General features: G+C 72.3%; 20 protein-coding genes. 11 read left to right on the top strand and 9 right to left on the bottom strand.

All coding sequences use genetic code 11. The annotated features are described in order from the left end of the window. Positions 1-19 precede the first annotated feature (19 nt). The gene (locus ACWGPE_RS00220; protein WP_231429194.1) at positions 20-451 is read right to left on the bottom strand and encodes a pyridoxamine 5'-phosphate oxidase family protein; all 432 of its coding nucleotides are present in this window, start codon (positions 449-451) and stop codon (positions 20-22) included. 200 nt (positions 452-651) lie between these two features. On the opposite strand from ACWGPE_RS00220, the gene ACWGPE_RS00215 reads away from it, so the two are divergent. Continuing rightward, positions 652-915, top strand: coding sequence for a hypothetical protein (locus ACWGPE_RS00215; RefSeq protein ID WP_231429195.1), 264 nt, complete (start codon positions 652-654; stop codon positions 913-915). A gap of 239 nt (positions 916-1,154) precedes the next feature. Then, complete coding sequence (locus ACWGPE_RS00210; protein WP_231432213.1) at positions 1,155-2,660, top strand: amino acid permease; 1,506 nt, start codon at positions 1,155-1,157, stop codon at positions 2,658-2,660. A 2-nt stretch (positions 2,661-2,662) separates the two neighbouring features. On the opposite strand, the gene ACWGPE_RS00205 is transcribed toward ACWGPE_RS00210, so the two are convergent. Next, entirely contained in the window at positions 2,663-4,963 is a 2,301-nt protein-coding gene (locus ACWGPE_RS00205; RefSeq protein ID WP_452047865.1) for an LLM class flavin-dependent oxidoreductase, read from the bottom strand. A gap of 106 nt (positions 4,964-5,069) precedes the next feature. Here ACWGPE_RS00205 and ACWGPE_RS00200 point away from each other — a divergent pair, with 106 nt between their 5' ends. Then, the gene (locus tag ACWGPE_RS00200) at positions 5,070-5,504 is read left to right on the top strand and encodes a winged helix-turn-helix transcriptional regulator (protein ID WP_452047864.1); all 435 of its coding nucleotides are present in this window, start codon (positions 5,070-5,072) and stop codon (positions 5,502-5,504) included. A gap of 75 nt (positions 5,505-5,579) precedes the next feature. After that, on the top strand, positions 5,580-6,452 hold the full coding sequence (locus ACWGPE_RS00195) for a carbohydrate kinase family protein (RefSeq protein ID WP_231429198.1): 873 nt from the start codon (positions 5,580-5,582) through the stop codon (positions 6,450-6,452). Positions 6,453-6,544: 92 nt separating this feature from the next. On the opposite strand, the gene ACWGPE_RS00190 is transcribed toward ACWGPE_RS00195, so the two are convergent. Next, positions 6,545-7,462, bottom strand: coding sequence for a DNA-3-methyladenine glycosylase family protein (locus ACWGPE_RS00190; protein ID WP_275505927.1), 918 nt, complete (start codon positions 7,460-7,462; stop codon positions 6,545-6,547). A 283-nt stretch (positions 7,463-7,745) separates the two neighbouring features. Here ACWGPE_RS00190 and ACWGPE_RS00185 point away from each other — a divergent pair, with 283 nt between their 5' ends. The 3 genes from ACWGPE_RS00185 (at position 7,746) to ACWGPE_RS00175 (ending at position 11,346) form a co-directional block, all read left to right on the top strand. Beyond that, positions 7,746-9,104: a pyridoxal phosphate-dependent decarboxylase family protein gene (locus tag ACWGPE_RS00185; RefSeq protein ID WP_452047933.1), complete on the top strand. Its 1,359-nt coding sequence runs from the start codon at positions 7,746-7,748 to the stop codon at positions 9,102-9,104. Positions 9,105-9,421: 317 nt separating this feature from the next. Then, positions 9,422-10,294, top strand: coding sequence for a flavin reductase family protein (locus ACWGPE_RS00180; protein WP_452047863.1), 873 nt, complete (start codon positions 9,422-9,424; stop codon positions 10,292-10,294). Further along, positions 10,291-11,346 (top strand): NAD(P)H-dependent flavin oxidoreductase, encoded by a 1,056-nt coding sequence (locus ACWGPE_RS00175; protein WP_452047862.1) that lies wholly within the window; start codon positions 10,291-10,293, stop codon positions 11,344-11,346. Before ACWGPE_RS00180 ends, ACWGPE_RS00175 begins: the two co-directional genes overlap by 4 nt. A gap of 6 nt (positions 11,347-11,352) precedes the next feature. On the opposite strand, the gene ACWGPE_RS00170 is transcribed toward ACWGPE_RS00175, so the two are convergent. Next, positions 11,353-11,859 (bottom strand): hypothetical protein, encoded by a 507-nt coding sequence (locus tag ACWGPE_RS00170; protein WP_231429202.1) that lies wholly within the window; start codon positions 11,857-11,859, stop codon positions 11,353-11,355. A 97-nt stretch (positions 11,860-11,956) separates the two neighbouring features. Here ACWGPE_RS00170 and ACWGPE_RS00165 point away from each other — a divergent pair, with 97 nt between their 5' ends. Then, positions 11,957-12,496 (top strand): YbaK/EbsC family protein, encoded by a 540-nt coding sequence (locus tag ACWGPE_RS00165; protein ID WP_452047861.1) that lies wholly within the window; start codon positions 11,957-11,959, stop codon positions 12,494-12,496. Positions 12,497-12,532: 36 nt separating this feature from the next. Here ACWGPE_RS00165 and ACWGPE_RS00160 read toward each other — a convergent pair whose 3' ends face one another. After that, positions 12,533-13,030, bottom strand: coding sequence for an RNA polymerase sigma factor (locus tag ACWGPE_RS00160; protein WP_231429204.1), 498 nt, complete (start codon positions 13,028-13,030; stop codon positions 12,533-12,535). A gap of 107 nt (positions 13,031-13,137) precedes the next feature. Between ACWGPE_RS00160 and ACWGPE_RS00155 the strand changes: the two genes are divergently transcribed. Further along, positions 13,138-13,515 (top strand): YybH family protein, encoded by a 378-nt coding sequence (locus ACWGPE_RS00155; protein WP_231429205.1) that lies wholly within the window; start codon positions 13,138-13,140, stop codon positions 13,513-13,515. Between the two features lie 63 nt (positions 13,516-13,578). On the opposite strand, the gene ACWGPE_RS00150 is transcribed toward ACWGPE_RS00155, so the two are convergent. Both ACWGPE_RS00150 and ACWGPE_RS00145 read right to left on the bottom strand, forming a co-directional pair. Next, positions 13,579-14,040, bottom strand: coding sequence for a MarR family winged helix-turn-helix transcriptional regulator (locus ACWGPE_RS00150; RefSeq protein ID WP_231429206.1), 462 nt, complete (start codon positions 14,038-14,040; stop codon positions 13,579-13,581). A 4-nt stretch (positions 14,041-14,044) separates the two neighbouring features. After that, positions 14,045-15,403, bottom strand: coding sequence for a flavin-dependent oxidoreductase (locus ACWGPE_RS00145; RefSeq protein WP_231429207.1), 1,359 nt, complete (start codon positions 15,401-15,403; stop codon positions 14,045-14,047). A 105-nt stretch (positions 15,404-15,508) separates the two neighbouring features. On the opposite strand from ACWGPE_RS00145, the gene ACWGPE_RS00140 reads away from it, so the two are divergent. Then, the gene (locus ACWGPE_RS00140; RefSeq protein WP_376929989.1) at positions 15,509-16,282 is read left to right on the top strand and encodes an SOS response-associated peptidase; all 774 of its coding nucleotides are present in this window, start codon (positions 15,509-15,511) and stop codon (positions 16,280-16,282) included. A 104-nt stretch (positions 16,283-16,386) separates the two neighbouring features. On the opposite strand, the gene ACWGPE_RS00135 is transcribed toward ACWGPE_RS00140, so the two are convergent. Both ACWGPE_RS00135 and ACWGPE_RS00130 read right to left on the bottom strand, forming a co-directional pair. Beyond that, positions 16,387-17,061 carry a GntR family transcriptional regulator gene (locus tag ACWGPE_RS00135; RefSeq protein ID WP_231429209.1) on the bottom strand — a complete coding sequence of 225 codons (675 nt, stop codon included), beginning with the start codon at positions 17,059-17,061 and terminating at the stop codon, positions 16,387-16,389. 61 nt (positions 17,062-17,122) lie between these two features. After that, the gene (locus ACWGPE_RS00130; protein ID WP_231429210.1) at positions 17,123-17,632 is read right to left on the bottom strand and encodes a nucleoside deaminase; all 510 of its coding nucleotides are present in this window, start codon (positions 17,630-17,632) and stop codon (positions 17,123-17,125) included. Positions 17,633-17,901: 269 nt separating this feature from the next. Here ACWGPE_RS00130 and ACWGPE_RS00125 point away from each other — a divergent pair, with 269 nt between their 5' ends. After that, positions 17,902-18,498, top strand: a complete 597-nt coding sequence (locus ACWGPE_RS00125) for a GNAT family N-acetyltransferase (RefSeq protein WP_231429211.1) — start codon at positions 17,902-17,904, stop codon at positions 18,496-18,498. Positions 18,499-18,507: the final 9 nt, after the last annotated feature.

The following is an 18,507-nucleotide window of genomic DNA, read 5'->3' as shown; positions in this document are numbered from 1 at the left end:
CCCCGACCGCCTGCGCGGTTCAGCGATCGGCGGCCGCCCCGGGCGGCAGTTCGAACGCCCGGCCCTGGATGTCGCGGGGGCTGATCCGCACCCAGCGATCCTTCCGGCCTGGCGCCCACGTCGTGATGCCGAGGCGCTCGGCGGCGTCGATCTCACGTTCCTGTTCGAGTCGTGCAGCGCGCCCCTTCACGACCACGCTGAACGCCTCGCCGCCGTCGACGCCGTCCACCTCGAACAGGACGTCCCGCTCCACGGTCATCGCGAGCAGCTTCGTGCCGGGTGCGGTGCGGAACACGATGCTGTGCCGATCCACGCCGTGGTTCACGGGGAACAGGTCCATCTCGCCGCCGGCGTACGTGCCGACCCGGCCGTACGGCGCCTGCTCGATCCGCTCCCAGCACTCGGCCGACCGCATCTCCCGCATCGGCGGGCGCTCGTCGTCGTCGGTCATCTCCGCCCCTCCCTCCCCGCCGAAGCGGACGCCCGGCAGAGCCTGCGGCCTGTCTACCGCTGCGTGCGACCGCCGTCAACACACAGCGCCGTGACTGGCATGGCTGCGGGAACGTTGGCGCGAACCCGCGTCATGATCGGCGTCGCGGTGCATCTCTTCGGGTAGAGCCATCAGTTCTGCCGTCAGGAAGGGGAAGCGCCATGGCCCACCACCTCGAGTTCGTGTTCGGACCGCTCGGCGAGGAGACCCGCCTGGCCTGCTCCTGCCCGCGGGGCGCCAACCACCTGCGCCCGAACTCCGAGTCGCGCATCGCCGACGAGTTCGACGGCCGACTGGTGGCTGCGGCGGCCGCCGCCACCGTACCGCCGCGCGCCCAGCGCGTGCGGGCGCGTCGGCACGGGCAGCACCGGTCGCGCTTCACCTTCGCCGCAGCGTCCGCCCCGCGCGCGCGCCACGCCGCCTGACGCCCGACCGCGGCGGCGAGGCATCCGCCCTCGTGCGCCTGCCGCACCCCCGAAACGCTCGCGCACCCGCCCGGGCCGCGCGTATCGTGTGACCCAGCCGACCGTGACGATGCCGTCCCGGCATCGATCGCGACCGTCTCGGCGGAGGGGGAACCGCGATGACGACCCAGCACGATCACATCCCGGATCACGATCCGGTCGACGACCTCGAGAACACGCGGGAGCGCATCGGCGACGAGATGCTCGCCGTGCAGGACTTCTCGAACGAGGAGCACGGCTACCACAAGAGCCTCAAACCCCGGCAGATCCAGATGATCGCGATCGGCGGCGCGATCGGCACGGGCCTCTTCATGGGCGCCGGCGGGCGGCTCAACAGCTCGGGCCCGTCGCTCCTGATCGTCTACGCGATCTGCGGGTTCTTCGCCTTCCTGATCCTGCGCGCGCTCGGCGAGCTCGTGCTGCACCGACCCTCGTCGGGCTCGTTCGTCTCGTACGCGCGCGAGTTCTACGGCGAGAAGATGGCGTACACCGCGGGCTGGCTCTACTTCCTGAACTGGGCGTTCACCTCGATCGTGGATGTCACGGCCGCAGCCCTCTACGTGAAGTTCTGGGGCCAGTACTTCCCGGCGCTCGAGGCGATCCCGCAGTGGGTGATCGCCCTCGTCGCGCTCATCGTGGTGCTGTCGCTCAACCTCGTCTCGGTGAAGATGTTCGGCGAGATGGAGTTCTGGTTCGCGCTCATCAAGGTCGCCGCGCTCATCGCGTTCCTCGTCATCGGCGTCATCTTCATCGTCTTCATCGGGCAGACCGACGTCGGCCCGACCGGGTTCAGCGTGATCGCCGACAACGGCGGGTGGTTCCCGACGGGCATCATCCCGCCGATCCTCGCGATCTCGGGCGTCGTGTTCGCCTACGCGGCGATCGAGCTCGTCGGCACCGCCGCCGGTGAGACCGCCGAGCCGCGCAAGATCATGCCGAAGGCGGTCAACACGGTCGTGCTCCGCATCGCGGTGTTCTACCTCGGCTCGATCCTGCTGCTCTCGCTGCTGCTGCCGTACACCGTGTACCAGGCCGACGAGTCGCCGTTCGTGACGTTCTTCTCGCACATCGGATCGCCGGAGGCGGGCGCGGTCTCTGCGTCGGTGATGAACTTCGTCGTGCTCACCGCGGCGCTGTCGTCGCTCAACGCCGGCCTGTACTCGACCGGGCGCATCCTGCGGTCGATGGCGGTCAACGGCTCGGCGCCCCGTTTCACGGAGCGCATGAGCAAGAGCGGCGTGCCCTACGGCGGCATCCTGCTCACCGCGGTCATCACGCTGTTCGGCGTCGGGCTCAACGCGCTCGTGCCGTCGGAGGCGTTCGAGATCGTGCTCGAGGTCGCGGCGGTCGGCATCATCGGCGGTTGGGCGACGATCATCCTCTGCCAGATGAAGCTCGCGAAGTGGGCGAAGGAGGGGCGTCTCGAGCGGCCGTCGTTCCGGCTGTGGGGCGCCCCCTGGACCGGGTACCTCACGCTCGCGTTCCTCGCGTTCGTGCTCGTCACGATGGCGTTCTCGCCGACCGGGCGATGGGTGCTGATCTGCAGCCTCGCGCTCATCCCGCTGCTGGTCATCGGCTGGTTCGCCTTCCGCAAGCGCATCGCCGAGGCGGCGCTCGAGCGCGAGGGGCACACGGGGGCGTTCCCGGTCGTCGCCGAGCGGCCGGCCGTCGACAATCCGCCGAGGTTCGGCAGCAAGGACGAGTAGGCCTACACCCCGACCTCGGTCGCGACGCTCGCGTTGTCCCTGAACAGGTTGCCCGGGTCGACCTCGGCCTTGATGCGGCGCAGCCGCTCGAGCGTCGCGGGCGGGAAGGCGGCGGCGAGCTGCGCCGGCCCGACCTCGGTCTCGAAGCTCAGGTAGGCGCCCGACATGTGCGGGGCGAGCAACTCGTCCCAGGTCTCCGAAGTCCGGCGAGCGCGGGTCCCCATCGCGACGACCGAGAACTCGGCGTCGCGGTGGGTGTAGGCCGTGGCATCCGCCGGCACGTCGTGCACCGCACCGCCGGCGGCCCGCACCTGGAAGAAGTAGCTCGCCCCCGTCTCGAGGAACCGCGCGACGTCGCGGGCGAACTCGGGCGTGAAGCGCCCGATGAGGCCCGTGCGCGAGAGCGGCTCGCCCTCGGCGCTGTGGCCGCCGTCGCTCGAGTTCGAGATGATGCCGCGGTAGCTCGTGAGGCGCACGTCCTGCCCGACGAGCGGGGCGGCGTCGGCGATCGGCTGCAGCCGGGCGAGCACGGTGTCGGCGTCGTCGGAGTCGACGACCGCCATCACGTGCGCGATCGGCGGCCTGCCGCCGCCCGCGGGCTGCACGAGCAGGAAGCTCGTCAGGTCGCGCGGCGCATCGACGACCCAGTCGCTCCACGCGAGGAGGAATGCCTCCGTGTCGCTCGCGTCGAAGGTGAGCTGCGCGAACGCGACCGTGCCGACCTCGTCGACCTCGAACTCGAAGGCCGTCGCGATGCCGATGTTCGCACCCGCGCCGCGCACGGCCCAGAACAGGTCGGGCCGTTCGTCGGCGCTCGCGCGCACGACGCTGCCGTCGGCGAGCACGAGTTCGACCGCGCGCAGGTGGTCGATCGTGAGGCCGTGCTCGCGTACGAGCCAGCCGATGCCGCCGGCCGTCGCGAGTCCGCCGACGCCGACCCCGCCGTAGTCGCCCGAACTCAGCGCCCAGCCGTGCGGTTCGAGGGCGGCGGCGACGTCCTTCCAGCGGGCGCCCGGTTCGATGCGCACCAGCCGGGATGCCTCGTCGAGCACGTCGATCGCGCGCATGCGCGAGAGGTCGATGACGATGCCGCCGTCGTTCGTCGAGCGGCCGCTGATGCCGTGCCCGGCACTGCGGATGCCGAGCGGCACGTCGGGGTTCGCGCGTGCGAACGCGACCGCGTCGACGACCTCGGCGGTCGTGGTCGGCTGCAGCACGAGTCCGGGGTCGCCGCCGCGCAGGTAGGTCGAGCGCACGCGCGCGAACCTCGCGTCGCCCGGTTCGATCGCGGATGCCGCGAGCGAGGCGGGCACGGCGTCGTAGTCGATCCCGTCGCGGCGCTTCGCGAGCGACGCGGTCGAGCGGATCACGGCGGCCGAGGCATCCGGCCCGAGCTCCCGCTCGACCGCCTCGCGCAGGGCGGGCGCGACCTCCTCGATGAAGCGCTGCATGCTAGTCGGGTCGTCGCCCGCGAGGATGAACGTGTCGGCCCCGTCGTCGACGACGAACGGCAGCAGCTGCTCGACCCAGTCGGCGGGCGCGCCCTCGATCGCGCCGCCGCGGCGCCGTACGTCGCCCCCACCTCCCGCGCCGTTCGTGAACCGCCCGGCGACGTTGATGAGCCGGCGGATCTCGGCCGGGTTGCGCCCGGCCTTCAGCGCGGCCTCGTCGATGCGTGCGGCGCCGTCGGCGTAGTCACCGGGCTGCAGGTACGCGAGCGAGGGCAGCCAGCCGTCGCCCGCGCGGCCGATGAGGCGCAGCATGCGGGGCTTGAGCGCGCCGATCCAGATGGGGATGTCGTGCGCCGGCGCCGGCCCGCGCTTCGCGCCGTCGACGTGGTAGTACTCGCCCGGCACGGTGAAGCGGTCGCGGTTGCCGGCATCCCAGGTGCCGCGGATGATGCGGATCGCCTCGTCGAGTGCCTCGACCGCCTGGCCGGGCGTCAGTCGGCGACCGCCGATCGCGGCGATCGCGTCCCAGAAGCCGCCCGCGCCGAGGGCGAGCTCGAAGCGGCCGCCGCTCAGCAGGTCGAGGCTCGCCGAGGCGCGGGCGAGCACGGCGGGCTCGCGCTGGAGCGGCACGTTGAGCACGTTGCCCGCGACGTGGATGCGGCTCGTGCGCGCCGCGACCCAGCTCATGAGCGTCCACGTGTCGTGGAACGCCGGCTGGTACGGGTGGTCCTGGAAGGTCACGAGGTCGTACCCGAGCGTCTCGCTGAGCTCGGCGAGCCGCACCGCCTGCTGCGGCGGGTCGTTGACGGGCGTGACGAAGGTGCCGAACTGCAGTTCGCGTCCGTAGTGCATGGTGCTCCGTTCCAGCGGGGGTCGGGTTTCCATCATTCCGGGATGCCGCGACCCGCGCACACAGCAGGTAAGCTGCTTACTCGAAGTAAGTGAAGGAGCGGCGCACATGGAGTATTCCCGCGAGGCCGAGGGCGGCTCGGCCGGGCGTTCGGCCGACGAGCTCGGCGCGCGCCGCTCGGCGCGCCTGCGCGAGCTCGGGCACATCGACGACGAGGCGTGCCGCCGGTTCACCGGCGCGATCGAGTTCGCGGGCCGCAAGTGGAACGCCGCGATCCTGCTCGCGGGAGTGCGCGGCGCGCGGCGCTTCAGCGAGTACCGCGACACCGTGCACGGCATCTCCGACCGGGTGCTCACCGCACGACTGCGAGAGCTCGAGGCCGACGGGCTGATCGAGCGGCACGTGCGCCCGACGACCCCCGTCACGATCCACTACACGCCGAGCACCCGCGCACTCCGACTCATGGAACTGCTGCAGCCCCTCGTCGAATGGCAGCGCGCCGACGACCGGGCCACGCGAGTCACGGGCGCAGAATCGCTCTGAGCCATCCGTTCGACGAATGCGAGCCCGCCGAGACCGACATCGCGCGAGGCGTCCGCGTCCGACAGGATGGAGCTCGTGACTGCAAACGTTTTCATCGCCGGCCCGGCGTCCTGGAACCGCATCGTCCTGCTCGACCGGCTGCCCGAGCCGGTGCCGCACATGCAGTTCGCACTCTCCGAACACGAGACCGTCGGCGGCACCTCGGCGGGCAAGGCGCTCGGCCTCGCCGGCCTCGGCCGCCGCCCCGCGTTCTACACGCTCATCGGGGCCGACGCCGACGGCGCTCGCGTATCGGCGGCGTTGCAGGCGGCCGGGGTCGAACTCATCGTCGGGCCGACCGGCGCGACCGAGCGGCACCTCAACCTCATGACCCCCGCCGGCGAGCGCGTGTCGCTCTACCTCTCCTCCCCGGGCGAGGCGTCGGCCGAGTCGCGGCAGGCGACCGAGGCATCCGTGAGCCAGGCGATGGCGGATGCCGCGGCCATCGTGCTCGACCTCGCGCCCGAGGCCGGCCGGCTCATTCCCGCCGCTCGCGCGACCGGCCGTCCGATCTGGACCGACATCCACGACTACGACGGACGGGCGGCGTTCCACCGCCCGTTCATCGAGGCCGCCGACGCCGTGTTCATGAACGCCGACGGCATCGGCGATCCGGTGCCGTTCCTGCGCACCCTCATCGACGGCGGCGCCTCGATCGCGGTGTGCACGCTCGGCGCCGAGGGCGCGGTCGCGCTCGACGCCGCCGGTCGCGAACACCGGGTCGACGCGGCGCCCGTCGACGTGCTCGACACGAACGGCGCAGGCGACGCATTCATGTCGGGAGTGCTCGACGCCACCCTCGACGGAGCCGAGCTGCCCGAGGCACTCGCGGCGGGCGCCCGGCACGCGGCATCCGTGCTGACGACCCGCCACCTGCACCCTGCGCTCGACGCCGTGCTGGGCGGGTAGGCCGTCGAGGAGCGACGAAGGAGCGTGTCGAGACCACGGGCAGTGGTCTCGATCCGGCGCTGCGCGCCTATCGATCGACCCGCGTCGACGAACTAGCGGCCGCGATGGTCGACGAACTCCATGCGCGGGCCGCGGCGCGGCTTGCCGCGAGCACCCGAGTACCCGAGCAGCCGGATGACCCGGTAGCGCTGGCCCGCCCACGGCTCGAGCGCGGCGAGCATCTCGTCGTCGGTCATGTCACGGCCCTCGAGCGCGTGCCCGACGAAGTTCGCGAGGTGGTAGTCGCCGACCGAGACGGCGTCGGCGTCGCCGAGCGCGCGCTGGGCGACCTCGGCGGCCGTCCACGCCCCGACGCCCGTGAAGTGGGTAAGCCGGGCGAACGCGTCGGCGGGTGTCATCGACGCGGCCTCGTCGATGCGCGCGGCGTACGGGGCGAGCGCGACGATCGTGCGCGAGCGCTTCGGGTCGACGCCGGCCCGGTGCCACTCCCAGCTCGGGATGCGTCGCCAGCCGTCGGCCGACGGCGCCACCCGCATCGTGCGCGGCACGGGCCCCGGCGCCGGTTCGCCGAACCGCTGCAGCAGCGCGCGCCAGGAGTCGTGGGCCTGCAGCGTGATCACCTTCTGCTCGAGCACAGCGGGCACGAGCGTCTCGAAGACGCGACCGCTGCGCGCGACCCGCATGCCCGGATTGCGCCGATGCGCGTCGGCGAGCCGCGGCAGCAACGGCTCGAACGCATCGGTCGCGTCGCGCGCTCCCACCAGCTCGGGGGCGGATGCCGCGGCCTCCGCCGCGCCCGGCCCCCAGGCCTCGCAGCGGAACTCGTCGGTGCCGCGCTGCGAGAGCCGCATCGTCGCGATGCCCGAGGGCATCCGCGTCGTGCGCCAGACCGAGCGGTCGGGCGCGGTGGCGAAGCTCGGGTCGCGGGGGCCGCGGCGCAGCGCGCCGACGGTCTGGTGCAGGTCGGTCGGGTGCGGCGCGCGCCAGTCGAGCTCGGCGTCTGCGGTCACCTCTCCAGTGTGCGCCATCCCGCCGACGCGCCCGCCGCGAGGCCGGAGCACCGTGTGCAGGCCGACGCACGGAGCTTGCACAGAATCGCATCGGACAATGGATCGTTGCGCTTCGATCGCGATCTGTGCGAGGAAGTTGCGTGAAACCCCATCAGGGGTGAGACTTGCTCTGCCATTCGAGAGGACAGACATGGGCACCGCACCAGAATCCCCCGCCCGCGCGACCACCGCCGCTTCCGAGCGGGGCGCCGCCGCGGCCTCCTCGTCGATCGACGCGACCCGCATGCACGCCGTCACCGGAGAAACCGAATCGATCGTCGACCTGGTGCTCGACTACTCGCGTCGGCGCCTGCTCTCGACCGACACTCCGCTCGACAAGCCCGAGACCGAGGCCGAGCTGCAGCGCCTGGCCGGCCGCACCATCGACGAGCGCGGCATCGGCGCGAGCCGTGCGCTCTCGATCTTCGAGCACGTGCTCGCGCCCGCGTGCATCACGATCGACCACCCGCAGTACCTCTCGTTCATCCCCGCGGCACCGACGAAGGCCGCGATGGCGTTCGACCTCGTCGTCTCGGCGTCGAGCCTCTACGGCGGCAGCTGGATGGAGGGTTCCGGCGCCGTGCACGCCGAGAACGAGGTGCTCGCCTGGCTCGCGAACGAGTTCGGCCTGCCGACGGGTGCCGGCGGCGTGTTCGTGCAGGGCGGCACGATCGGCAACCTCTCGGCGCTCGTCGCCGCGCGCGAACTCGCCCGCGAGAAGCGCGCCGCCACCGGCGCGCCGATGCCCGCCCGCTGGAAGCTCGTCTGCTCGACCGAGGCGCACTCGTCGAACAAGTCGGCCGCGAAGGTCATGGACGTCGACGTCGTGCTCGTTCCGGCCGGCGACGACGGCATGCTTCGCGGCGACGCCGTGCGCGCGGCGCTCGAAGAGCACGGCGACGACGTGTTCGCGGTGATCGCGACGACCGGCTCGACGAACTTCGGCATCGTCGACGACGTCGCCTCGATCGCCGCGCTCAAGGACGAGTACGACTTCTGGCTGCACATCGACGGCGCCTACGGCCTCACCGGCATGCTCTCGCCGGTCGCCCGTGCCCGTTACGCCGGCGTCGAGCGGGCCGACTCGGTGATCGTCGACCCGCACAAGTGGCTGTTCGCCCCCTTCGACGCGTGCGCGCTCATCTACCGCGACCCCGAGATCGGCCGCCGCGCCCACACGCAGCACGCCGAGTACCTCGACACCCTCACGGGCAAGCCCGAGTGGAGCCCGTCGGACTTCGCGGTGCAGCTGACCCGCCGCCCGCGCGGCCTGCCGTTCTGGTTCTCGCTCGCGACCTACGGCGCCGCCGCCTACCGCGCCGCGATCACGAACTCGCTCGAGCTCGCCCAGCGCATCGCCGACGAGATCCGCACCCGACCCGAGCTGAAGCTCGTGCGCGACCCCCAGCTGTCGATCGTGGTCTTCGAGCGCGAGGGCTGGACGATGGACGACTACGAGCGCTGGTCGGCGAAGCTGCTCGACGAGCAGCGCGCGTTCGTCACGCCGAGCTCGCACGCCGGGCGGCCGAACACCCGGTTCGCGATCATCAACCCGATGACGACGTTCGAGCAGCTGGTCGCGATCCTCGACTCGATGCGCTGAGCGCGCGCGAGCTGCTCGACGCGGGGCCGTTCCGCGCTGAGGTGGGTTCGGCGCGCTGAGGTCGGTTCGAACCCACCTCAGCGCGTCGTACCTGATTCATGGCGGATGCCACGGGCCCTCTCGCTGCGGGTGCTCGAGGTGCTCCGGCTCATCCGCACCCAGGCGGGTTCGGGCCCGAACGCCGGGGCCATCTCGGGGCGGAGTCCGGCGCTGCCTGACCCCCGATCCGCGGTGCCCGCGTCGTCACATACGGCGGCGCGGGCAGCGTGCGGGCGTAGCGTTGAGGCATCCGCGAACCGACCGCCGGGAGGCGAACAATGCCGCGAGCCGATGCGCCCGACCCCGCCGTGAACGACGAGCACCTCGTCATCGAGCCGACCGTGCTCTACGTGGGCACGCCCGTCTACCTCGTCGTCACCGAGAACGCCGACGGCACGGCGAACCTCGCGCCCGCGTCGAGCCATTGGGCGCTCGGGCGCATGCTCGTGCTCGGACTCGAGGCCGACGGCCAGTCGGCGCAGAACCTGCTCGAACGTCCGCAGCTGACGGTCAACTTCCCCGCGGCGAAGCAGTGGCGCGAGGTCGAGCGGCTCTCGGCCGTCACCGGTCGCGACCCGGTGCCCGACGCGAAGGCCGACCAGTACCGGTTCGAGCCGCGCAAGTTCGAGCTAGCGGGGTTCAGCGCGCAGCCGTCCGACCTGGTCTCACCACCGCGCGTGCGCGAGGCGCCGCTGCAGTTCGAGGGCCGGGTGCGCCGCATGACCCCCGGCGTCGACGCCGGGTACTTCATGGTCGAGGTCGAGGTGGTGCGCGTGCACGCCCTGCCCGAGCTCAACGTGCCCGGCACCCAGCACGTCGACCCGCACGCGTGGCACCCGCTCATCTACAGCTTCCGCCACTTCTTCGACCGCGGCGAGCAGGTCGGATGGACGCGCAAGTCGCCCACTGCCGCTTCGCTTCCGGATGTCTCGGGGCGGGCGCAGCCCGAGGCATCCCGCGTCGCCCGTACCCCGCTCGAGGAGCTCGAGCGCTGGGAGAGCTTCGGCGGAACTTGGGCCCTGCGCGAGCTGACCGACGACGGCGCGATCGTGAGCCTGTGCCGGTGCGACGGCGGCGAGGAGGTGTCGCGGATCGTCTCGGCCGATCCGGCGTTCGTGAGCTGGGCGGCCGAACAGGAGGTGCAGTCGTGAGCGACGCCACCCCGGTGCTCTCGACGGCGTGGTCGCGTTCGCTCGGCCTCGCCACGCCGATCGTCAGCGCGCCGATGGGCGGCGTCGCCGGCGGACGCTTCGCCGACGCGGTGTCCCGTGCGGGCGCGCTCGGCATGGTCGGCATGGGCAGCGCGGGCTCGGCGGCGAAGCTCACGGCGCAGCGCGCCGAGTTCGAGGCGGCAGGAGGCCGGCGCCCGTTCGGCATCGGCATGGTGCACTGGGGGCTCGAACGCGACCCGGCGATGTTCGACGTCGCGCTCGAGGCCCGCCCGGCGCTCGTCTCGGTCGGCTTCGCAACCCGCTTCGACTGGGTCGACCGCGTGCACGGGGCCGGATGCCTCGCGGCGACGCAGGTCTACACCGCGGCCGAGGCGGTCGTCGCGGCCGATGCCGGGGTCGACGTCATCGTGGCCCGCGGCGCGGAGGGCGGCGGGCACGGCGACCCGCGCATGGGAACGCTCGCCCTGCTCGACGCGGTGCTCGACGCGCTCGACGACCGCCGGGCCGCCGCCGGGGCGACCGGCGCGCACGAGTCGACCGGTCGCTCGGGGTCACCCGCGGTGCTCGCCGCCGGCGGGATCGGCTCGGGTCGCAGCCTCGCGGCGGTGCTCGCGGCCGGTGCCGACGCCGCTTGGATCGGCACCGCGTTCATCGCGAGCCCCGAGGCGCTCACGCCCGAGTCGGCGAAGCCGGTGATCTTCGCCGCGACGGGCGACGACACGGTCAACACGAGCGCGGCCGATGCCGCACTCGGGCTGCCGTGGCCCGACCGCTTCCCCGAGCGGGTCATCCGCAACGACTTCGTCGACGAATGGGAGCACCGCTTGCCCGAGCTGCGCGGCGAGAGCCACGGCGACGGTCTCGACGCGTTCAAGGCCGAGTTCGCACGCGCCAACTCCGCCGGCGAGCACGACCTCGTGCCCTTCGACGCCGGTCAGGGGGTCGGGCTGCTGCGCACGTCACGCCCGGTCGCCGACGTGATCGCGGGGCTCACGCACGAGGCATCCCGGTTGCTCGCCCGCCGGTTCTGAGCGCCGTTACGAGACCGCGTGCCCGGTCTGCTCGTCCGGCTTCCGGAACACCTGCCGCATGTGGTCGCTGTCGAGGAAGTCGGCGATGCCGATCAGGATGAGGCTGAACACGATCTGCTCGGTCACCATCCAGAACGGGAAGAGCCCCGGGATCGCGGCCATCACGAGCGTCACGACCGGGAAGATCTTGCTGAACAGCCGCAGCCGCGAGTACGCCCAGCGGTAGCCCTTCTGCGCCCGCCAGGCGAAGTAGAAGAGCGTGACGGTCATGCCGAGCACGACGAGGATGCGCATCCACACCGGGAACGCGAGCACCGTGCCGTTGAAGAACAGCACGGCCGCGACGACGAACGCCGCGAGCCCGATGAGCACCTCGAGCGCGAGCAGCCAGGTGATCCACGTGAACGCGCGGCGGGTGCGCGGGTGGCCGACGAGTTCGTCCGCGACCTTCACGCCCGCGGCGCGGCCGCCGGCGATGCGGTCGAGCTTCAAGAGCATCGGCTCGAGATCCATGGTGTTCCCTCCCCTCCGAGGGTACGCGGATGCCTCGGGGCCCGGCATCGATCGGAAGTTCGAGTCCCGCTCCACCGGTCGCCGCTACGCTGCGACCATGCGCTTCGGAACCCTCGACTTCTCGCCCGCCGTCGATTCGCCCGAGCTGCTCGCCCCGCCGACCGCCGCCGCACTGGCCGCCGCGCCCGATCGCGACGTGCTCGTCGCGTCGATCGACGCGTCGCTCGCCGACACCGCCGCGTTCTGCGAGCACTACGAGGTCTCGCCCGGCGACGGCGCGAACTGCGTCGTCGTGCAGGCCCGCCGCGGCGACCGCACCTGGTACGCCGCGTGCCTCGTGCGCGGCGCCGACCGGCTCGATGTGAACGGCGCGGTGCGACGGCGCCTCGACGCCCGCAAGCTGTCGTTCGCGCCCATGGACCTCGCGGTCGAGCTCACCGGCATGCAGGTCGGCGGCATCACACCCCTCGGCCTGCCCGAGGGCTGGCCGATCCTCGTCGACGAGTCGGTCGCCGCGCACGAACGCCTCATCGTCGGCGGCGGCAACCGCGACGCGAAGCTGCTCGTGTCGGGCGCGTACCTCGCCGGCCTGCCCGGCGCCGAGGTGCTGCCGATCGCGCTCCCGCTCGCGGGTTGAGGAGCGAGCGCGGCGAGCGTCCCCGCAACCCCCCGCTCAGCCCGGGTCGGGCTCGACCGCGCGCGACGAGAGCGCGGCGGCCAAGCGCTGGCGCGCCCGTCTGATCCGCTGGCGCACGAGCGCCGGGCTGATGCCGAGCAACTCGGCGATCTCATTGCCCGATCGATCCTCGAGCGCCGAGAGCACGAGTGGGGTCCGTAGCGGCTCGGGCAGGTCGCCGATCGCGCTGAGGGTCGCGCGAAGGTCGACGCGTGCTTCGATGCGCTCGTCGACCGACGGTGCGTCGACGTGCGACTCGGCGTCGAGCCGGTCGTCGAAGCGCCGCCCGCGGAGGTGGTCGACGGCGGTGTTGCGCGCGATCGCGTCGACCCACGCGCACACCGTGCCCGCGCCGGGGTCGCGCACGCCGTCGATCGCCTTCCAGGCGCGCAGCAGCACGGTCTGCGCGAGGTCGTCGGCGTCGTCGGGATGGATTCCGAGACTGAGCGCGCGACGACGGAGCCTCTGGGGCTCATCGGCGATGAGTTCGAGCAACGTGCTCTCCTGAGGGGCGGATGAGGGCATCTGTCACATCTCTCGCTCGTCGACGTCTTTCTCGATGACCCGTCCTCCGGGTCACCTACTCGAAGATCGGAGCCTCCATGTCTATTCCCGTCACCGACCTCGGCGCCCTGCCCCTCGCCTTCGCCGAGCGCTTCAACGCCCAGGACCTCGAAGGCCTGCTCGACCTCAACGAGCCCGGCGCGGTGTTCGTGCCGGCCCCGGGCCAGCCGGTCGAGGGCGATGCCGTGCGCCCGGCACTCGAGCAGTTCCTCGCGTTGCGGCTGCCGATCTCGATGCGCACCAAGCACGCGTTCGTCACGGGCGGGACCGGCCTCGTGATGGCCGAGTGGGCGATCGCGGGTGCCGGTCCCGACGGCTCGGAGGTGTCGCTCTGGGGCATCACGGCCGACGTCGCCCGGTACGACGAGCAGCACGGCTGGCGGTACGTGATCGACAACCCGTTCGGCACCGTCTGAACCTGTCGCCGACCGAGCGCGTCCGCCGAGCGTCGTCGGCGGGGCCACTTCCGCGCGAGGCGCTCAGCCTCGCGCCGCCTCCTGCACGACGTCGCGCAGGCGCTCGAGCGCGGGCAGTGCGACGGCGAGCGCCGCACGGTCGGCGTCGTCGAGCCGGGCGAGCGATGCGACGAGGATCGCCTCGCTCGCCCGGTCGAACCGGTCGAAGAGCGAGAGCGCCCGCGTCGAGGCCCGCACCTCGACGCGGCGCCGGTCGGTCTCGGGCACTTCGCGGGTCACGAGCCCCGCCGACTCCATCGCCTTCAGCAGGTTGCTCACGGTCGGCCGGCTGAGGCCGAGCTCGGTGGCGAGCTCCCCCGGCGATCGCATGACGCCGCGCGGCAGCGCGCGCAGCACCTCGATGTGCGCGTCGGGCAGGTCGGGCAGGTGCGCGGCCGTGCGGGCGGCCTTGAGCAGGCCGCGCCGCAGCGGCGACACGATCGAGCCCAGCCGCGCGAGCTCCTGTGCCGGCTGTCCCTCGGTCATCAGTTCAGTCTGCCATCGGCGGCGCCGACTCGGGCGTGAGCGACGCTCGCTCGTTGAGCGCGGCGGGGTGGAAGCCGGCGGTGCGCTTGTACCCGTCGGCGATCTCCTGCAGTTCCTCGGCGGGGATGACGTCGTGGATGTCGGCGAACCCCTCGGGCGCGCGGTCGTAGGCGAGCTGCATGACCTTCTCGGGCCCGAGCTGCCGGGTCATCTCGAGCAGCCGCGCGGTCGTGGGACGGCGGTCGGCCTCGTAGGCCGCGAGGGCGCGGCGCACGGCACCGGCACGCGCCTCGGCGTCGGTCGAGACCTCCGGACCGGATGCCTCGTTCGCGAGGTGGAAGGCGAGCGTGCGCCCGTCGATGATCGCCTGCGAAGCGCCGTTCGACCCGTTCGGGTACATCGCATGCGCGGCGTCGCCGATGAGCGTCGAGCCGCCGAAGGTCCACTGCGGCAGCGCGTTCCGGTCGACCATCGGGTACTCGAGGATCTCGTCGGCGGCAGCGATGACCGCGGGCACGTCGAGCCAGTCGAAGCTCCAGTCGGCGAAGAGCCGTTCGATGGGGCCCGCGTCGACGGCGTGGTTCCAGTCGGCGGTCTCGTCGACGCCCTCGGGCGCTCGGCGCTCGGCGATGAAGTTGAGGCGGGTGGCGCCCGCGTCGGCGCCGGGGGCGACGAGGGGGTACGAGACGAACTTCTGCTCGCCGTCGCCCGCCATGATCATGGTGCGGCCGTCGAGGTAGGTCGGCACGGTCGCGGTGCCCCGCCAGAGGATGAGGCCGTTCCACACGGGGCCGCCCTCATCGGGGTAGGCCTGGGCGCGCATCGCCGAGTGGATGCCGTCGGCGCCGATGACGACGTCGGCGGCGACCTCGAACTCCTCGGGCCGGCCGTCGCCGCCCTCGCGCACGAACTTGGCGAACTCGGCGTGGCCGGCCACCCGGGCGACGGGCGAGTCGGTCTCGAGGTGCTCGACGCCGACGAGCCGGCAGCCGAGGCGGATCGTGTCGGGCCCGAGGCGGCGCTCCACCTCGCGGGCGAGCAGCAGCTGGAACTCGCCGCGGTGCACCGAGAGCTGCGGCCAGCGGTAGCCGGCGTCGAGGCCGCGGGGCTCCGACCAGATGGGCTGCCCGAAGCGGTTGTAGTACGAGAGGCGGCTCGGCGGCACGCCGATCGAGGCGACCTCGTCGGCGAGGCCGAGCTCGGTGAGCTCGCGCACCGCGTGCGGCAGCAGGTTGATGCCGACGCCGAGCGGCTTGAGCTCGCGCACGCGCTCGTAGACGGTGATGTCGCGGAAGCCCGCGCGGTGCAGGCTCAGGGCAGCGGCGAGCCCGCCGATGCCGGCCCCGGCGATGACGATCTTCAACATGGCCTCCTTGTCATGGGCGCGCCGCGGTCGCAGGGGTGCGGTCTCGTCGGGAGCGTGCAGATAGTTTTGCAACAAAACTCTTTCTCCGCAAGGCCGTCGCGCATGTCGGTGCTCGGTGGCAGGCTGGTGGTGAACCCGGGCGGCATCGACCAGGAGGCATCCATGTGCGGCAGATTCGTGGTCTCGCAGAAGGTCGACGACCTCACGGCGGTGTTCGACGCCGAGAACGACTTCGACGACTGGCAGCCGAGCTTCAGCCTCGCGCCGACCGATACGGTGCCAATCGTCCGCGAACGCGCCGATCGCGAGACGGGCGAGTTCGTGCGGCGGCTCGAGCCGGCCGTCTGGAACTTCCACCCGTCGTTCATGAAAGATGCGAAGCGCCCGCAGTTCAACACCCGCATCGAGACGGTCGCCACCAACGGGTTGTGGAAGGGCGCGTTCGCCCAGGGCCGATGCATCGTGCCGATGCGCGGCTACTTCGAGTGGACGGGCGAGCCCGGCAAGAAGCGCGCCCACTACCTGCACGGTGAGGGCGACGTGCTCGCGGCGGCCGGCATCTCGACCGCGCGCAAGCTGCCCGACGGCGAGTGGCAGGTGTCGACCTCGATCATCACGAGAGAGGCGCGCGACGCCTCGGGCGAGATCCACGACCGCATGCCGGTGTACCTGCCGCTCGACGAGATCGAGCGGTACCTCGACCCGGTGAAGCTCGACGCGGGCGGAATGCAGGCGATGGTCGACTTCCTGATCGAGGCGTCCGACCGCGTCGCGCCGACGATCACCGAGTACGAGGTCGACCCGCGCGTGAACAACCACCGCGCGATCGACCCCGGCGACCCCACGCTCATCGACCCGCTGTCCTCCGAGGTCTGAGCGACCTCGCCAGGCGAGCAGCGAGCCACGAAGGAGCCCGCCTGTCGAGACCCAGATCCGATCTCGCTGCGCTCCTGCGTCGCCGCTCGACCACGGGCCCGTGCCTACTCGACCGGCGCCGCCCCGAGCAGCGGATCGTCCTCGCGCCAGGTCGGGTCGTCGAGGTACCTGATGTTGCCCATGTGCGCGAGGATCAGCGTGCTCACGCGGGTCACGTCTCGCTGCGCGATCGCGTCGTAGAGCGCCTGGTGCTCTGCCGCGACCCGGTCGAGGTCCTCGTGCTGCACGAGCAACCACCGGATCCGGCTGCGCAGCAGCCCGTCGATCTCGAACAGCAGGTCGTTGCCCGCGATCGCCGTCACGGTCTCGTGGAAGTCGGCCGCAGCGCGGCGGGCACGCGCCGCGTCGCCGGCGCGCGCCGCGTCGAGCTCGGTCTCGAGTGCCGCGCGCAGCCGCTCGAGGCCCTCGCGCGTGCGCCGGTTGGCCGCGAGCCGGAAGGCCAGCACCTCGAGCGCCGAGCGCACCTCGTTGAGGTCGGCGACATCGGCAGGGGTGAACTCCCGCACGACCGCCCAGGTGCGCGGGCGCGGGGTCACGAGCCCCTCGGCGACGAGCGTCTTCAGCGCCTCCCGCACGGGGACCCGGCTGACGCCGAGCTCCTCGGCGAGGTCGCGCTCGACGAGCTTCGATCCGGGCAGTCGCACGCCGTCGAGGATCTCGTCGCGGATCCGCCGGGTGACCCGCACGGACTCCGGTTCGAACACGTCGGGCGCACTCATGCGCACCATTGTTCCATCCGCGTCCGCTCGTGCCGCGGCACGACGGGGGCGTGATGCGCCGTCAGACGCGATCGTCGACTCCGGCCCAGCGGGCGTGCAGCGCACGCAGCTCGTCGGCGAACTCGGGCGCGGGGCCGGCGACGTCGATGCCCGGTGCGATCTCGCCGATCGGCAGCGCGGCAACGGGCCCGTCGGGCAGCCCCCACGACCGTCGCCACGCGACGAGCTGCTCGGTGCTGCCCGCGTAGACGATGCGGCCGAGACCGACCCACGCGTGCGCGGCCGAGCACATGGGGCAGTGCTCCCCCGACGTGTAGACGGTGCTCGCCGCGCGCTCGGCGGGCGTCAGGTGCTCGGCGGCCCAGCGCGCGATCTCGAACTCGGGATGCCTCGTCTGGTCGCCGCCCGCGACGCGGTTGCGGTCCTCGAACAGCACGCGGCCCTCAGCGTCGACGATGAGCGAGCCGAACGGCTCGTCGCCGGAGTCGAGCGCCTCGCGTGCGAGGTCGACGCAGCGTCGCAGGTGCGCCACGTCGGCCGTGGTGGGCGGTCGGGGGTCTCGTCGGGTCATCCGTTCGTCTCCTCTGCCTGGCAACCCGCCCCTCGCGGGCTCTGCCTCGCGAGCGTAGCGATCACGCGGAGAATGCGCGATCACGCGACGCTGCTGCAACCCGGGAACCGAACGTCTCCGAATCGCAGCGCCCTCCGAATCCCCTCGGCCGGTCGCGTCCGCGCGATCCTCCGCGCGCCCATGATGGTATACCAATTAGGGCAGCCCGCGACGATGCCGTCGAATCGGCGAACACCTCAGAGCCGGGGCATCCGTGCCACCATGGACTCGTGCAGCTCAGACTCGCCGTCGACGCCGACGTGCCCGCCATCTCCGAGACCCTCTCCCTCGCCTTCGCGGACGATCCCGCGTGGGGCCCGATCCTGCGACTCGCCGACGGCGACGCGACCGCGCTCGAGCGGTTCTGGGCGCCGTTCGTGCGCGGCGCGCTCCGGTACGAGACCGTGTGGGTCGTCGACGACGGTGCCGCCGTGGCGGTGTGGCTGCCGTCGGGCGGCGACGAGATGACGCGCGAGCAGCTCGCCGACGTGCAGGCCTTCGTCGACGAGCGCCTCGACGACGAACAGCGCCGCGCGTTCGCGGAGATCTGGGAGGCGTTCGAGCACCACCACCCGGCCGAACCCCCGCACATGTACCTCAGCCTGCTCGCGACGCACCCGTCGCGACGCGGCGAGGGCCTCGCCCAGCAGATGCTCGCCGAGAACCTGCGCGCGTTCGCCGCGCAGGGGCTGCCGGCCTACCTCGAGTCGACGAACCCCGCGAACAACCGGCGCTACGAGCGAGCGGGCTTCCGCGAGGTCGGCGCCTTCACTGCCCCGATCGGCGGAGGCCGCGTCGCGACGATGTGGTGCGAGCTTCCGGGCTGAGCCGAAGCG

Source organism: Agromyces sp. NPDC055658 (assembly GCF_053618155.1).
This window is presented reverse-complemented; position numbering and strand designations above follow the sequence as displayed.

Coding starts and splice junctions, on each gene's coding strand:
- ACWGPE_RS00220 (WP_231429194.1), bottom strand. CDS start 451: ATGACCGACGACGACGAGCGCCCGCCGATGCGGGAGATGCGGTCGGCC.
- ACWGPE_RS00215 (WP_231429195.1), top strand. CDS start 652: ATGGCCCACCACCTCGAGTTCGTGTTCGGACCGCTCGGCGAGGAGACC.
- ACWGPE_RS00210 (WP_231432213.1), top strand. CDS start 1,155: ATGCTCGCCGTGCAGGACTTCTCGAACGAGGAGCACGGCTACCACAAG.
- ACWGPE_RS00205 (WP_452047865.1), bottom strand. CDS start 4,963: ATGCACTACGGACGCGAACTGCAGTTCGGCACCTTCGTCACGCCCGTC.
- ACWGPE_RS00200 (WP_452047864.1), top strand. CDS start 5,070: ATGGAGTATTCCCGCGAGGCCGAGGGCGGCTCGGCCGGGCGTTCGGCC.
- ACWGPE_RS00185 (WP_452047933.1), top strand. CDS start 7,746: ATGCACGCCGTCACCGGAGAAACCGAATCGATCGTCGACCTGGTGCTC.
- ACWGPE_RS00180 (WP_452047863.1), top strand. CDS start 9,422: ATGCCGCGAGCCGATGCGCCCGACCCCGCCGTGAACGACGAGCACCTC.
- ACWGPE_RS00170 (WP_231429202.1), bottom strand. CDS start 11,859: ATGGATCTCGAGCCGATGCTCTTGAAGCTCGACCGCATCGCCGGCGGC.
- ACWGPE_RS00165 (WP_452047861.1), top strand. CDS start 11,957: ATGCGCTTCGGAACCCTCGACTTCTCGCCCGCCGTCGATTCGCCCGAG.
- ACWGPE_RS00155 (WP_231429205.1), top strand. CDS start 13,138: ATGTCTATTCCCGTCACCGACCTCGGCGCCCTGCCCCTCGCCTTCGCC.
- ACWGPE_RS00150 (WP_231429206.1), bottom strand. CDS start 14,040: ATGACCGAGGGACAGCCGGCACAGGAGCTCGCGCGGCTGGGCTCGATC.
- ACWGPE_RS00140 (WP_376929989.1), top strand. CDS start 15,509: ATGTCGGTGCTCGGTGGCAGGCTGGTGGTGAACCCGGGCGGCATCGAC.
- ACWGPE_RS00135 (WP_231429209.1), bottom strand. CDS start 17,061: ATGAGTGCGCCCGACGTGTTCGAACCGGAGTCCGTGCGGGTCACCCGG.
- ACWGPE_RS00130 (WP_231429210.1), bottom strand. CDS start 17,632: ATGACCCGACGAGACCCCCGACCGCCCACCACGGCCGACGTGGCGCAC.